Source organism: Vibrio ishigakensis (assembly GCF_024347675.1).
Taxonomy (GTDB): Bacteria; Pseudomonadota; Gammaproteobacteria; order Enterobacterales; family Vibrionaceae; genus Vibrio; species Vibrio ishigakensis.
In genome coordinates, this window is sequence record NZ_AP024882.1 from 1,185,271 (window position 1) to 1,199,138 (window position 13,868).

The window sequence follows — 13,868 nt, forward strand, 5'->3', positions numbered from 1 at the left end:
ATGAAAGAGTGAGGGGGTATCTGAGACGCTTGGGTTCTATTGTTTGTTCATACTATTCCGCGAGTGATTTTGTCTGGCATCAGGGATAGGAAATAAAGAAAGGGTGACCTAGATTAAAAGTCACCCTTAAGGATTTGAGCTAGAGAAGTGTCTTGACCAAAGCTTGGGATCAAGAGATCGGCTCGTTGCTTCTATCTATATATTAGGATTAGATAGACACGTTAACGCGCAGGAACAATTTATCGTCTGCTTCTGAAGCTACTTTGTAGTCAGTTACGAATTCAAAGTGCTCGTTGATGCGGTAAGAAGCACCCACTGTGAACCAATCGTCGTCTGAATCAAGCGCGTTTGTTGAGAAGTCATAGTCTTCGTAGTTGTAAGTTGCAGCTAGAGATAGGTTCATGGTTGCTTGGTAAGCAACACCGAATGCATAGCCAGTCGTGTCTAGCGTACCATTGTCAGTATCCATCTCAGATGCTGCGTATTTTGCTGCAACATTAAATTTATCTAGAACAAGAACCGCACCTACAGTGTAAACAGTTTCGCTTAGATCTTTACCTGGCATCATATCTTGGTAGTTACCAGATTTACCGATATCTACGTAAGTACCACCAATTACAACTGGACCTGCTGTAACAGAACCACCCACAGCCCAAGCATCGTGTTGGTGTTCATAAGCTACACCGATATCGAAGTTGTCGTTGATGTAGTGATGGTTGAATTGCTCGTCAGTACAAGCAACTTCATCAGCTTCTGCGCCAAGACCAAATTCTTTAGAGATGTCACCAAAACCTAGGTAAACATCGGCAATACCACATTGCTTACCGTAAGTTGTTGTACCAGCTACAGTTTTGAAACCAAATTGGAAACGGTCAACGTAGTTTTGTGGTTCAAGTTTAGTATCGAAACCAGACCAAGCGTAGCGTGCTTCACCGCCTAGAAGTAGGGACAGTTGGTCGTTTACCAGGTAAGTGAAATCAGCACCTACTTTGAACATATCCCAGTGTTCGAAAGAAGCGTCATCACCATTTCCATCAGTTTGGTCACCGAATAGAGCTGAACCGCCCAGTTCTGCGCCTGCGTATGCCACACCTTTTAGTTTTTCGTTATCGATAAAGTCGTAAAGGTTGTTTGGAGTATCTGCTGTAGAAGATAGGTCAGAGATGTTATCAACAGATGATTGTGCTTGCAGAGCATCTTCTGCAAATGCGCTTACAGAAAGAACTGAAGAAACTAGTAGGGCTGTAATAGAGATCTTGTGCGAGTGTTTCATTGTGAATCCTATGTAAAGAAACTGTATTCTTATTTAATTATTAACAAGCCGTTGCCTGGTAAATTATTATTAAAGTGACAACGGGGCTCAGTTTGATGATTATTTATCCCTGAAACAACTGGTAAGAAATATTTTTGCTTGGCTGGGTCACATTTTTATATTTTTATGAAATTGCTATTAAAAACAGTTATTTAGATATAAAAATTACATTTTATGCTTTTGTTTGTGCAAAATTTACTCTAAATCATACAAGAGGTGCTCGATTTCTTGCCTATAAATAGTATTTGGTACTATATATAGATTTATTTATTTTTGTGTGGCTGAAGTTTGCTTGGTTGCCTATATGTTTCCGTGTTTAACTTTTTATTAACTTTTTGTGTTTTGAAATTGGGTTATATATAGAGGCAAGATTTTGGGAGATTCGATAATTGAATGTAGTAAGTGAGAATTGAACAGAGGTGGCGTTCGAGGTTTAACCTACAGAGAAGGTTGTCTAGGACTGATCTAAATATACTCGAAGATAAGATTAGTAAGCGTTATAGCTCAGGGTTATCGATGATGAAGGATAGCAGCCAGTTTATGGTGCTGATTTTTGACGGGAGTTTCGGTGGTTAGCAAAGAAAAGATAGAGCTGGCGATAGCCTGACAATCTTGTTCGATAGAGTGTATTGGGAACGCAAGACAGTCATAGATAGGGTCATCATCGAAGCAGCACAGACGCACATTGGAAAGCTGATGCTCAAAAATACACTTCAAAACGCCCTGCATTAGAGAGTGAGATGCAACAAACAGAGCTTGAGGCGTTGGGTTCACCTCTAAAACCTGCTTCATCATCTTGTATCCACTCTCAACTTCATAGTCTAACTCAAATATATGGCTATCAGGTGCGTCTATATGTAAACGTGCCATAGCTGTGTGATACCCAGACAAACGCAGTTGGCTAGAGGACAGCTCTGGTTGGCCGCCAATATAGAAGCATTCCTCAACACCCTCTAAACATTCAAGTAGCAGAGACTCAGTCGTTGAGCGGGTATCTGTGGTCACAGTTGGAAAGTCGGAATTTTCCAGCGAGCGGTCAAATGCGACAACAGGCGTTGTGAGATTTAACTGGTTATAGAAGTCCGCATTTTTCATGCCGGAAGCAACGATTAATTTGTCGACATCTCTGGCTATCAGTTGGTTAGCTATCTCTTTTTCATTATCGACATCGTCATTAGTCGAAGCCATGAGTAACTGAACACCGGCATTGCGGCACAGTTTCTCTAACTCTTTTGCAATCAGAGCAAAGCCACGGTTTGCGATGTCAGGAATGATCAGTCCGTAACTTTGAGACTGCTTAGTTCGTAGTGCTCTTGCGGTACTAGAAGGGCGGTAATTAAGCCTCTGGGTAATTTCTAGAACCTTTTCGACAGTCGACTCAGGAATACGGTGTTTTTGTGCATGACCATTAAGTACAAAGCTCACTGTGGACTTAGAGACCTCAGCGAGTTTAGCGATATCAGCCAGTGTGTACTTAGTGCGAGCCATGTAAATAACCTTGAGCTAAAGATGTTGGAATATTGGCATAAGATCTTCGAAAAATCCTGATCAAGATCCCACTAAATGGATTTAGTGATTAAATTTTGCTTGTTTGGCTAAATCGGTTTAGTAATATGGCCGCATATAGTAGAGGGCAATAATTATGACTATCCAAACTTCAAACCGTGTATGGCTAACAGGCGATGCTGTAGTTGACCTGATTCCTAACGATCAATTCACTTATCTAAAGTGTCCTGGTGGCGCACCGGCCAATGTAGCGGTAGCTATTGCCCGTCTACAAGGTGAGACAGGTTTCTTTGGGCGAGTAGGTAATGATCCTCTGGGTCGCTTTATGCAGAAGACCCTTGCTGATGAGGGCGTAGAGACAAGTCGCCTTATTCTAGATGACGAACAACGCACTTCGACGGTTATCGTTGATCTGGATGACGACGGTGAACGCAGCTTTACCTTTATGGTTAAACCAAGTGCTGATCAATTCCTAGTGCCGCAAGATGTACCTAGCTTCAAACAAGGTGAGTGGCTACATGTGTGTTCAATTGCGCTAGCGAATGAACCAAGCCGTTCAAGCACTCTGGCTGCGATGGAGCAGATTAAACAAGCGGGTGGTTTTGTGAGTTTCGATCCAAACCTTCGTGATGAAGTGTGGGCAAACCCTGAAGAGATTATCCCTGTAGTTCAAAAGGCGATTGCACTGGCTGACGTGGTTAAGTTCTCTGATGATGAGTTACTCTTCCTGACCGGCTGTGACTCAATTGAATCTGCATTAGCGAGTCTTCCACAAACCGATAACCAACTTGTACTGATCACTCAGGGTGCAAAAGGTGCGCTAGTTGTGTTTGGGGGTGAACAAGAGCTTCAATCTGGTAAGGCGGTTAAGCCTGTAGATACGACAGGCGCGGGTGACGCGTTTGTAGGTGGTTTGCTTGCATCTCTTGCTCGTGCAGAGCAATGGCAAAGTGCGGATGCGATTCGTCACGCGGTTAAGTGGGCCAATGCTTGCGGCGCATTGGCAACCACTCAAAAGGGTGCGATGACGGCACTTCCTACTGAAAGTGAACTAGAAGCTTATCTAGCGGGTTAAACCTCGCAGTTAAAGGCGCGACCTCTTAGGGTTTCTAAGATCAAGCCTTTAAGCCATTGATGGGGGGCGCTATTGGCGGTGCGCTTGTGTTCGAGCAAGTAGACATCGATATCCAATGCGCCCTTCATGCTATAGATAGGGACCAATCTTTCTCGAAAGTTGTCGACACTTCTCAATGCGTGGGTAGATACCAGCAGGTTGTTTGAGTCTTCCATAGCATCTACTAGGGTGTTTAGCTGACCACTTTTAAAGGTTACTTCACGTTTAAGACCCAAAGGCGCCAGATATTCATCCACTGGGTTCTGCGAGTCTGCATCAGAGCGTAAATCTAGGTTAAGGTCCATAAAAGGATACTTAACGCAATCTTCTATTGAGACCCCTTTTTTGGTCGCAAGTGGGTGATCTTTCATCCCGTAAATCACACCATAGGTCGAACCAATAAGCTCGCTAGGAAATTCTTCTTTGTTTGCTGGCGTTGTGATGTGAATGGAGAAGTCTACCTCACGTTGTTTAAGCAGTTTCTCAGGATCTTTTGACGCTGGGTATTCCAATAGGCTTGCTTTAGGGGCTGCCCTCATTACTTCTCTTACTAGTGGCACAGACAACTGGCGACTCATAAGAGGTGGAAGAGAAATCTTGAACGTTTGATCGCAAAGCTCTGGCGTAAATTTAGTGCTATCGATGAGTTTGTTCACCGACATCAATATCTCAGACAGAGGTTCTTGCAAGCTAAGGGCCTTGTCGGTCGGCTGGAGTCCAGCGGATTCGCGGTAGAAAAGTGGATCATCAAACACATCTCGAAGCCTCTTTAAGGTTCGACTCATCGCGGGTTGTGAGAGATATAGTGTTTCTGCGGCGCGGGATACATTCTTTTCTTTAAGAAGGACGCTTAGAGAGACCAATAGGTTTAGATCCACTCGAGAGAGCTGTTGTTCCAGTGTCTTCATGGTATTAACTTCAGTAATAAATCTATAGTTTGTTTATCTTTCTGATTAATAATGTAGATAAGGCTTTAAAAAAAAGCGAGCACAAGGGCTCGCAAATTTTCTATAAATATCTGATTTTTAGTCACTATTAGAAGGTGTAGCTTGCGCCTACGAAGTGAACTTGGCCGATGAAGGTGCCGTTAAGGTCTTTGAATCTGCCCTCTTGAGCTATTTCCATTTCACCGAAGTCGGCATATTCATAGTACAGATCTAGAGTGCTGTCTTGGAATTGCTTAGATAGGCCAATAGAGTATCTGTGCTGTTCGCCAACTGGAAGGTCTGGTGATTGGTTCGCTTTGTCGTCTAGTGGAGAGGTCTCGTAAGAGTAGCCTGCTTTTAGGGTCCAAGAGCTATTCCCTAGCTGATGCTCACCACCAAAGCCGAAGTGCCAAACGTCTTCAAACTCTCTGTTGATAGGATAATTGCGTTCACCTCGACCATAGTCGAGTTCAACAATTGTCTTGTCCCATTTGCTCCAATCATGCCATTGAACAGACGTAAAGACTGTGGTCTTAGCGCTTACTTTATAGCTAGCACTTATATCAAGGATTGCAGGAGTGATAAGTGGTGCACCGTATTTTCCAGTTCCGATAACCATTTTATCTTCATCTAAGATTAAGCGCGTATCACCATCAAAGTTATGTTCCAGTTGTGAACGGTATGAGATACCAAGATTTACGCTCTCAGTTACATCAAACATCATACCGACATTGAAACCAGCAGCGAAACTATCGCTAGTATCTAGTTCAATAGCACTAGTGTTTGCATTGATAAGTGCGTAATCCAACTGTAGACCGAAAGCAATCGCAGCTCTCTCATCGATACGATAACTCACAGACGGGTTGAGTTGATAAGTAACGAGCGCAACGTCAGTTAATTGGCCAGCACCTGCCCATTCATATCCATAGTCTAGAGCGGCACCGCCACGAGAAGACAAAGCTAGACCCCAACTCCACTTATCGTTGATATGGTGATTACTAAAATAGCTAGCAACGGGCATGGTCTTGTTTGACTCTGCGCCCACGCCACCATTGTTATCCTCATATCCCATATTCAAGTTCAGCACGGTCGCACTAATGGTGTGTCGCTCTTCTTCCATAAAGCTTGCGGTAGCAGGGTTGGTCCATATTGCTACTGCGTTCTTGGTATAAACCCCGTCACCAGCACCGCCAGTACCCAAGTTGGCGGAACCTGCTTCGGAAAGAAAAATACCGCTAGCTGAGGCAACAGAAGGAAGGGCAAAGGATAGAGCTAGAGCAAGGGAAGATTTATGGAAGGACATGGTTCGACTCTCGACAAGATTAATTGCGCGTGAGTGTGACCCTCGAGAGTCATTCGTTCCAATGCTAAGAAATGATATTTGTTATGCGCCTGACGTATATCAGTCTTGCAAGCTCTGTTTAATAAGCTGTGTGAATCTTTGGTATCGAGCCGGCAATTGTCGATTGGCTTTATGAATGAGATAGAGTTTATCGGACACGATTTTTTGTGGAGAGTAGATATAGAGCTCGTCATACCAAGGGGAAGAGACGATGGCACTTTTTGGTAAAACAGTAAAACCAATTCCTTGAGCAATCGGGTATAGGATCTGACTGAGCTGATTGACGTAACTCACCGCAGGGATTTTAGAGACTCGTATTGATGAGAGCGATGCCTCACCACTTTCTCTCAGATAACGAGACACATAGTGCTCAGCATCGGGATGCTTGACCATCCCCAGTTCATCCAACAACTCTTGATCTATCTCTTTGCCATGCATCCTCTTTGGCATTACCAGATAGAGTTCCTCATCTCCAATATGACTTATTTCAAACTCCCCAGAACTGGGTTGCTGAGTCACAAGCCCAATGGAGGAAGTATTTGAGTGTACGTTGTCGATGATCTTTGAGTTTGGGGCAGCCTCAACCTCTATGGCTAAGCCAGGGTACTGTTTTTGAATGGCGATAAACATGGGGTAGAGCCATTGAGCCAGCGAACCTGAGCAGGAGATCGAAATAGGGCCTTTATTTTCATCATCTTGTTTCAGTTCACTTAGCAGTTGCTGCTGCTCTTCCATAAACTGGTTGGCGTATTCATACACCTTTTGACCCTGCTCGGTCAGTTCAAAGCGCTTGCCTTGCTTAATAATGAGCTCAGCACCACAAGCTTGTTCTAACTTTTGGATATGCTGAGTCACGCCAGGTTGTGTCATGAACAGGGCTTCAGCGGTTTTTGTGAAATGATTGATTTCGACCAAGGTTTTAAAGGTTTTAAGCCAGTTAGGATTGAGCATTCGATTCTATGTGTTGTGGACTCTGTTAGAATTATACCTAACATACCCTAACTAGCTAAAAGATAGAGAAAAAGTATGAAAGCGTTAACCTATCGTGCGAGCGATGACCAATTTATTGTTAAAGACCTTCCAATGCCAAAACTCGAAACGGGTTGGGACGTAATCGTGAAAGTGGATGCTGTCGCCTTGAATCCTGTAGATGCGAAAGTGCACCTATGGAAAGGCATGGTTGAGAACATGGATGATAGCTTTGTCGGTGGATTGGACGTTGCTGGCGAGATTGTCGAAGTGGGTGACAAGGTTATCGAGTGGGCTGTAGGTGATAGGGTCCTTTATCATGGCAACATGCGCCGCACGCAAGGGGGCTTTGCTGAATACTCAGTGCATGATTCTCGCACACTCATCGAGCATCCAGACGTAGATTCGGTCGTTGCGGCTGCTACGCCATGTGCGGGTTGGACTGCTTGGAATGCTCTGGTGGATAAGCTGGATATCGAAAACCGTGACTCTATCTTTATCGCTGGTGGCTCGGGTGGTGTAGGTAGTTTTGCTATTCAACTAGCAAGGCATTACAAGGTGCCGACCATCATCACTACTTGCTCTGAGAAGAATCACACCTTTGTGGCGGAGCTCGGTGCAACTCACTGTATTGACTACAGAAACCAAGACGTTGAGCAGATAGTAGATGAGATCACCCAAGGTCGTGGTGTCGACGTTGCCCTAGATTGTGTGGGCGGAGACAACGACATTCTTTGTACTAAGGTGCTTGGCTATCAAGGTCACATGGTAGAGCTGGTACAAAACGTAAGGCCAGAGGCGTATGACGATATCTTCTTGCGCGGTCTGAGTTTCCATCAGCTAAGCCTAGGTTCAGGTCATGTGAATCATCGCAAGGGCCGCAACTCTATCGTGAGTGCAGGTAATGCCTTTAATCTGCTTTTAGAAAAAGGAGAGGTAGTGGTGCCGCAACTTGAGGTGATAACCCTAGACCAAGCTGGTGAAACCTTAACGAAGATCCGTGAGCAGCGCACCGTAGGTAAAGTCGTTATTTCTTTCAACTAAGCATTAATTTGTGGGACGGCATGCGATGAAAGTGTGCTGTCGATCTTAATTTTTAACGCGAAATTACCCTTCATATAGAGCTGTGTGAGGGGTCACATTACTTATTCAGCAAGTTGCCTAGTATTTGAGTCCATTTTGCGACTCAAAGGTTAAATATCCATGTCTTTCATCAGCTTAGATGGCATCTGGCAACTCACGTCTCCTCAGCATCCCGATATTAAGGCTCCTATCTCCATTCCTGGAGATAACCACTATGCTTTGCTTCAAGCCGGACTGATCCCCGACCCTTATGCTGCGACTAATGAAAAAGAGGTACAGTGGGTTTCGCAAAGTGACTGGATGATCCAATCGAGCTTTGAGTTAGACGAACAGGACCTTGATTGCAAGTCACTGGAACTGACCTTGAGCCGAGTGGATACCTTGGCCGAGATATGGATAAACGAACATCATGTGCTCAGCTGCAGCAATATGTTTTGTCAGTATAAAGTGGATATCAAACCCTATCTAAAGCTTGGTAGCAATCAAATAGAAGTAAGGTTTTCCCGCGCCGATTTAGAGGCGCAGAGGCGCGCGGACAAGCAGCCATTCTTCATTCCTTGGGCAGTGGGCAATAACCAAGTGCCGTATATGAATCTACTGCGCAAGACCCAATGCCACTCTGGGTGGGATTGGGGGATTAATCTCGTCGTTTGCGGTATCTACGACAGCATCAAGATTGAACGTATTCAAGTTGCGAGGCTAGGGCAGGTGTCTACAAACCAAGTCTGGGACGAGAGTGGTTCTGTAGCGCTGGAGATAGAAGTAGAGTTTGAATGCAGTGAACAAACCGACCTTTTAGTCAGCTTTGCTGGGGTCGAGCAGTGCTTATCTCTTGTTGGCTCAGACAGAGCTAAGGTCAACTTTGAGGTTAAAGAGCCTGAGCTGTGGTGGCCAGCGGGCTATGGTGAGCAGCCTTTATATACTCTTGAAGTTTCGCTCGGGGATAAACATTTACAGCGAAAAATAGGGCTAAGAAAGCTAGAGCTGAATACCTCGGCTGACGAGATTGGTTCTGCAATGGAGTTTCGTACTAATGGCTTTCCTATCTCGGCGAAAGGTGCCAACTGGATCCCTATGGATGCTATGCCATCCCTAGAGAGCGAGCAAAGGTATCGCGGGCTGTTACAAAGCGCCGTAGATGCCAACATGAACATGCTCCGCGTTTGGGGTGGGGGACAATACGAATCAGATGTCTTCTATGAGCTATGTGATGAGTTCGGGCTATTGGTATGGCAAGACATGATGTTTGCTTGTGCTCTTTATCCTTCGACGCCTGAGTTTATTGATGATGTTGAGCAGGAGCTTGTTTATCAGATCCGTCGTCTAAAAGAGCACACCTGTATCGCGCTTTGGTGCGGAGATAACGAGGTTATCGGAGCGCTGACTTGGTATGACGAGTCTAAAGCCAATCGAGACCGATATGTGGTGAACTACGATCGTCTAAGTCGCGTCTTATCCAGCGTGGTAGAGAGAGAAGACCCAAGTCGAGTATTTTGGCCAAGCTCGCCGTGTAATGGTGACTTGGATTACGGTGATGCATGGCATGACGACAATAAAGGCGACATGCATTTTTGGGATGTATGGCATTCTAACGCCTCTTTCGATGCCTACCTGAACATCAAGCCTAGATTCTGCTCTGAATTTGGCTTCCAGTCTTGGCCTTCGTTTGCTGAGGTGAAGCGTTTTTTTCCAGAGCAGGATTGGAACATCACCTCCCCAACCTTTGAATCCCATCAGAAGAACGGTCGAGGTAACAGCATCATTACCGAGATGTTTACCCGCTATTTTCGCTTTCCAAAGAGCTTTGAGCAGATGCTGTATTTGAGCCAAGTACAGCAGGCCATCGCCATAAAAACCGGATGTGAATATTGGCGTGCGATGAGCCCAATCTGTCGAGGGCTGCTGTATTGGCAATTAAACGACAACTGGCCGGTGAGTTCATGGTCGAGCATTGAGTACAGTGGTCGCTGGAAGCAACTTCACTACCATGCCAAGCGATTCTTTAGTCCAACCTATGCCGCATTTGTGGAAGATGGCGACCGGCTTCAGGTAAAGGTGATAAATGAAAGCAGAGAGTCAGGCTCGGTGCAGTGCGTAGTGAAACACATTAACTGGCAGGGAGATGAGCTTGAGCGCTGGGCGCTAGAGCCAAGTTTAGGTGCAGATGATAATCAAACCGTTCTTGAGCTAAACAAACCTGATAACGGTGGATTTCTTTACGTGGAGCTAAAAGCATTTGGTAAGCAGGTAGAGAACACTTGGTTCACGTCTAGTCAGTTCAAGTCTTTGCCAATGCCAAAAGCTCACCTTGAGTGGAAAGTTGAAGGCAACCGAATTTTGCTACAGACAGATAAGCCAGCTTTTTTCGTACACCTAGAGTGCGATGGAAGCGGACGTTTTAGCGATTCCAGTTTTACTCTGATTGGCGACAGGGAAGTGGTTTACAGCGGTGACAGTGAGGACCTGAAGAGTTTGCGGGTTTACCACCTAACCAACAGTTACTAAGTGTAATTGGCGAGTCTTGCTCACAGTATGTGAATAGAGAGTGGATTAATATTCCGCAAAAGAAAAAGGCTCACCGAGGTGAGCCTTTAAGTAGAAAGGGAGATGCTAAACTGCGGTGGATACTACGCTGTTGTCGCTGCCGCAATCATTAGGAATGTATGCGTCTGCCTTTGGATCGTTTTCCCAGACTTCACCATTAATTAGATAGCGGAATTGGAATTCCTCGTCTTTAGGGAAACGGGTTTTGAAGTTGAATGCTTTCTTGGCTTTGCTGTATTTCATTTCAACTGGCTGCCAGTCGTTGAAATCGCCAGCTAGGGAAATTGACTGTTCGTCACCCTTAGGCCATTCGAAAGTTACTTCAACTTCATTCTTGGTTTTGAAAAATCGTTTTTTCAGCACTGCTATGTTCCTTATAGTTTAATCATAAAACTGATCTAATTTTCAGCGATTAATTTTTCTACTGCAAGATTTTTTTTACTTTTCTAAATAAATTTGAATGGGGATCTAATATGTTGGTCGGATTTGATATCGGTGGCACTAAAATTGAAGTAAAAGTGTTAACTGAACAGGGTGAGGAGTTATTAAAATTCCGCGAGCCGACACCGGATAATTATTCTGACTTCATTGCACTATTACAGGGCATGTTGATCAAGGTAGAGGCCAATCTTAGTGCATTTAATAAGGTTGGTTTGGGTTTGCCTGGCGCGGTATGTCCTAAGACAGGCTTAATTAAGAATGCGAATACGTTATTTTTAAATGGTAAGAATGTCGCTAAAGATCTGTCTGATTTGACGGGTAAATTGGTAACCAGTGCCAATGATGCTAATTGCTTTGCTTTGTCCGAAGCGGTTGATGGAGCAGGTAAGGGAGAAGCCGTCGTATTCGGCGCTATTCTAGGCACAGGGTGTGGCGGTGGTGTGGTTATCAACGAGCAAGTGTTGGTAGGCGCAAATGCCATTGGCGGAGAGTGGGGGCACAACCCTCTGCCTAGTTATAACCCAGAAATAGATGGTGATATCGGTCCATGCTATTGCGGCAGGCAGCACTGCATCGAGCAATATATCTCGGGTACTGGTTTCGCTGATCAGTTTAACAAAAAGTACTCTAAGTCATTGAACGCGAGAGAAATAATTGAGCTATATCAGCAGGGTGACAAAGAGGCAGCAGAGGCTTATCAGCTACTTGTAGATCAGATGGCTAGGAGCTTTGCTGCTCTAACCAACATTATTGACCCACACGCTATTGTGCTGGGTGGCGGCTTGTCTAATGTAGAAAGTCTGTATCAAGACCTGCCAGCAGTGATGAAGAAATACGTTTTCTCCAAAGAGCCAAGCATCAATGTGCTAAAGGCGAAATTTGGCGATAGCAGTGGCGTGAGAGGCGCGGCTTGGCTTGCGAGATAACAGCTAAAATAAAAGCGCCTGTTAGGGGAATAACAGGCGCTTAACGGGTTGTGTTTTTATATTGCAGGTGTATCAATGGGCGACCGCCTCTACTCGTATTCCGCTCTGCAGAAATAGGATGCTCGCCAAACAAGGTTACAAGAATATTGCATAGTATCGAGTAAGTCCTTCCCTGTAATTTGAGGGATGGCAAGAAGCACCTTTAAATCTACCTGTGAGTCGTCAGCTTGATAAGCTCGAACATGGGTAAAGGTTGTACGCTCATTTTCTTTTAACATCGCTCTACTTAAGCAGATGCCGAATGAGTCTTTGTTCATGTCTCTTCCTCCTATTGAAGTAGACATGTTAAGTATCCCATAACCCTTAAGGGGTAGAAAGTGTAATTTGGTCGTTTTTTGAGCTTGATCAATCGGCTTTATCAATATATTTCACTCGATAGCGCCTTGATAGTAGTTGATATCGGTTTATATGCCTTGATAAGTTAATTTTGCCAGTCTTTAATTCTATTTTTTAATTAAGGGTATTCTAAAAAAATAGCTGTAAACGTTTTCCTGAGAATAAAATACTTTGCAGTTTCATTACAATATAAAATGTCGGCTTGATCACAATGGAAATGCCGACATTTATTTGATGAATGTTTACTTTGTAACTAGGTATTAATAAGTTTCGAAAACACCAGAATTATAATCTTGAATTGTTTGCATGATTTCTTGTTCTGAATTCATGACAAACGGACCATAGTGGACGATAGACTCATTGATGGGGGCACCAGACAATAATAACAGTCCTGTTTCATGGTCTAATCTAAGGGTTTCCAAATCGGTTGCACGACAAAGTGCCATCTCTCCTGCCTTAAATTGTGTACCTGCGAGTTCTAAATTTCCTTTGTAAACATAGATAAGCACTTGATAATTGGGCTTTAGGCTGACTTTCACATATAGTGGCTGAGAGGAGCGGATGTCGGCAACACTAATATCGGCGCTGGACTCAAGCAGTGGACCTTGTATGGAAGTGCCATCGAGTGCGATTTCTCCAGCAATAACTCTTACTACCCCATGCTTACCGATAGGCACCTCGGTAATGGTTTCAGGTTGAAAGTCTTTATATCGCGCTGGAGACATCTTGTGTTTTGCAGGCTGATTTATCCAAATCTGGAAGCCATGCAATTGTCCGTTTTCCATGATTGGCATTTCGGAATGTATCACTCCGCGACCTGCAGCCATCCACTGAGCACCACCGGTTCTCAGTTCACCAACATTTCCCATATGGTCTTTATGTTGGAAGTGACCACTGAGCATATAAGTCAGGGTTTCGATACCTCTATGAGGGTGCGGAGGAAACCCTCCGACATAGTCTTTTCTATCATCAGATTTCAGCTCGTCGATCATCAGAAACGGTGAAAAATCCGGATGATCGAATCCTGCAATTCTAGCAATTTTGACGCCATCACCGTCTGAGGTTGGTTGGGCTTTTAATTTCTGTATGTTTCGTCTGTTCATCATGCCTCCTAGCAGTTATCAAAAGCATAATTTGTAATCTCCGATTTCTCTCTAGCTCTGGCTCGATGGTCATATTCTAGATTTTTGAGCATGTTTGCCCTTTGAGGGCACCTTTGTTGCCTTTTGCAAAGGATAAGTTGTTCTTATTTGTCCATATGGTTGCTAATATGTAACTAATGCTTTTTAAATAATCAGAAGTACTGCGC

Annotated in this window: 12 protein-coding genes; 4 read left to right on the forward strand and 8 right to left on the reverse strand. The window is 44.3% G+C overall.

What is annotated here, in order from left to right:
- Positions 1–208: 208 nt before the first annotated feature.
- Positions 209–1,273 carry a porin gene (locus Pcarn_RS19220; RefSeq protein WP_261835932.1) on the reverse strand — a complete coding sequence of 355 codons (1,065 nt, stop codon included), beginning with the start codon at positions 1,271–1,273 and terminating at the stop codon, positions 209–211.
- Between the two features lie 549 nt (positions 1,274–1,822).
- On the reverse strand, positions 1,823–2,800 hold the full coding sequence (locus tag Pcarn_RS19225) for a LacI family DNA-binding transcriptional regulator (protein ID WP_261835933.1): 978 nt from the start codon (positions 2,798–2,800) through the stop codon (positions 1,823–1,825).
- Positions 2,801–2,954: 154 nt separating this feature from the next.
- On the opposite strand from Pcarn_RS19225, the gene Pcarn_RS19230 reads away from it, so the two are divergent.
- The gene (locus Pcarn_RS19230) at positions 2,955–3,893 is read left to right on the forward strand and encodes an aminoimidazole riboside kinase (protein ID WP_261835934.1); all 939 of its coding nucleotides are present in this window, start codon (positions 2,955–2,957) and stop codon (positions 3,891–3,893) included.
- On the opposite strand, the gene Pcarn_RS19235 is transcribed toward Pcarn_RS19230, so the two are convergent.
- The 3 genes from Pcarn_RS19235 to Pcarn_RS19245 form a co-directional block, all read right to left on the reverse strand.
- Positions 3,890–4,840, reverse strand: coding sequence for a LysR family transcriptional regulator (locus Pcarn_RS19235; protein WP_261835935.1), 951 nt, complete (start codon positions 4,838–4,840; stop codon positions 3,890–3,892). The genes Pcarn_RS19230 and Pcarn_RS19235 overlap by 4 nt on opposite strands.
- Before the next feature lie 127 nt (positions 4,841–4,967).
- Positions 4,968–6,161: an OmpP1/FadL family transporter gene (locus Pcarn_RS19240; RefSeq protein WP_261835936.1), complete on the reverse strand. Its 1,194-nt coding sequence runs from the start codon at positions 6,159–6,161 to the stop codon at positions 4,968–4,970.
- Between the two features lie 99 nt (positions 6,162–6,260).
- Positions 6,261–7,151 (reverse strand): LysR family transcriptional regulator, encoded by an 891-nt coding sequence (locus Pcarn_RS19245; RefSeq protein ID WP_261835937.1) that lies wholly within the window; start codon positions 7,149–7,151, stop codon positions 6,261–6,263.
- Between the two features lie 75 nt (positions 7,152–7,226).
- Between Pcarn_RS19245 and Pcarn_RS19250 the strand changes: the two genes are divergently transcribed.
- Together Pcarn_RS19250 and Pcarn_RS19255 are read left to right on the forward strand one after the other, a co-directional pair.
- Positions 7,227–8,213 (forward strand): zinc-binding dehydrogenase, encoded by a 987-nt coding sequence (locus Pcarn_RS19250; protein ID WP_261835938.1) that lies wholly within the window; start codon positions 7,227–7,229, stop codon positions 8,211–8,213.
- Between the two features lie 159 nt (positions 8,214–8,372).
- Positions 8,373–10,757 carry a glycoside hydrolase family 2 protein gene (locus Pcarn_RS19255; protein WP_261835939.1) on the forward strand — a complete coding sequence of 795 codons (2,385 nt, stop codon included), beginning with the start codon at positions 8,373–8,375 and terminating at the stop codon, positions 10,755–10,757.
- A 105-nt stretch (positions 10,758–10,862) separates the two neighbouring features.
- Here Pcarn_RS19255 and Pcarn_RS19260 read toward each other — a convergent pair whose 3' ends face one another.
- A complete protein-coding gene (locus tag Pcarn_RS19260; RefSeq protein ID WP_261835940.1) occupies positions 10,863–11,159 on the reverse strand; it encodes an isoamylase early set domain-containing protein in 297 nt (98 codons plus the stop codon).
- A gap of 110 nt (positions 11,160–11,269) precedes the next feature.
- Here Pcarn_RS19260 and Pcarn_RS19265 point away from each other — a divergent pair, with 110 nt between their 5' ends.
- A complete protein-coding gene (locus Pcarn_RS19265; protein WP_261835941.1) occupies positions 11,270–12,163 on the forward strand; it encodes an ROK family protein in 894 nt (297 codons plus the stop codon).
- Positions 12,164–12,252: 89 nt separating this feature from the next.
- On the opposite strand, the gene Pcarn_RS19270 is transcribed toward Pcarn_RS19265, so the two are convergent.
- Complete coding sequence (locus Pcarn_RS19270) at positions 12,253–12,480, reverse strand: cation transporter (protein WP_261835942.1); 228 nt, start codon at positions 12,478–12,480, stop codon at positions 12,253–12,255.
- A 339-nt stretch (positions 12,481–12,819) separates the two neighbouring features.
- Positions 12,820–13,665, reverse strand: a complete 846-nt coding sequence (locus Pcarn_RS19275; protein ID WP_261835943.1) for a pirin family protein — start codon at positions 13,663–13,665, stop codon at positions 12,820–12,822.
- Between the last annotated feature and the right edge of the window lie 203 nt (positions 13,666–13,868).

Coding starts and splice junctions, on each gene's coding strand:
- Pcarn_RS19240 (WP_261835936.1), bottom strand. CDS start 6,161: ATGTCCTTCCATAAATCTTCCCTTGCTCTAGCTCTATCCTTTGCCCTT.
- Pcarn_RS19250 (WP_261835938.1), top strand. CDS start 7,227: ATGAAAGCGTTAACCTATCGTGCGAGCGATGACCAATTTATTGTTAAA.
- Pcarn_RS19265 (WP_261835941.1), top strand. CDS start 11,270: ATGTTGGTCGGATTTGATATCGGTGGCACTAAAATTGAAGTAAAAGTG.
- Pcarn_RS19275 (WP_261835943.1), bottom strand. CDS start 13,665: ATGATGAACAGACGAAACATACAGAAATTAAAAGCCCAACCAACCTCA.
- Pcarn_RS19225 (WP_261835933.1), bottom strand. CDS start 2,800: ATGGCTCGCACTAAGTACACACTGGCTGATATCGCTAAACTCGCTGAG.
- Pcarn_RS19220 (WP_261835932.1), bottom strand. CDS start 1,273: ATGAAACACTCGCACAAGATCTCTATTACAGCCCTACTAGTTTCTTCA.
- Pcarn_RS19255 (WP_261835939.1), top strand. CDS start 8,373: ATGTCTTTCATCAGCTTAGATGGCATCTGGCAACTCACGTCTCCTCAG.
- Pcarn_RS19235 (WP_261835935.1), bottom strand. CDS start 4,840: ATGAAGACACTGGAACAACAGCTCTCTCGAGTGGATCTAAACCTATTG.
- Pcarn_RS19230 (WP_261835934.1), top strand. CDS start 2,955: ATGACTATCCAAACTTCAAACCGTGTATGGCTAACAGGCGATGCTGTA.
- Pcarn_RS19245 (WP_261835937.1), bottom strand. CDS start 7,151: ATGCTCAATCCTAACTGGCTTAAAACCTTTAAAACCTTGGTCGAAATC.
- Pcarn_RS19270 (WP_261835942.1), bottom strand. CDS start 12,480: ATGAACAAAGACTCATTCGGCATCTGCTTAAGTAGAGCGATGTTAAAA.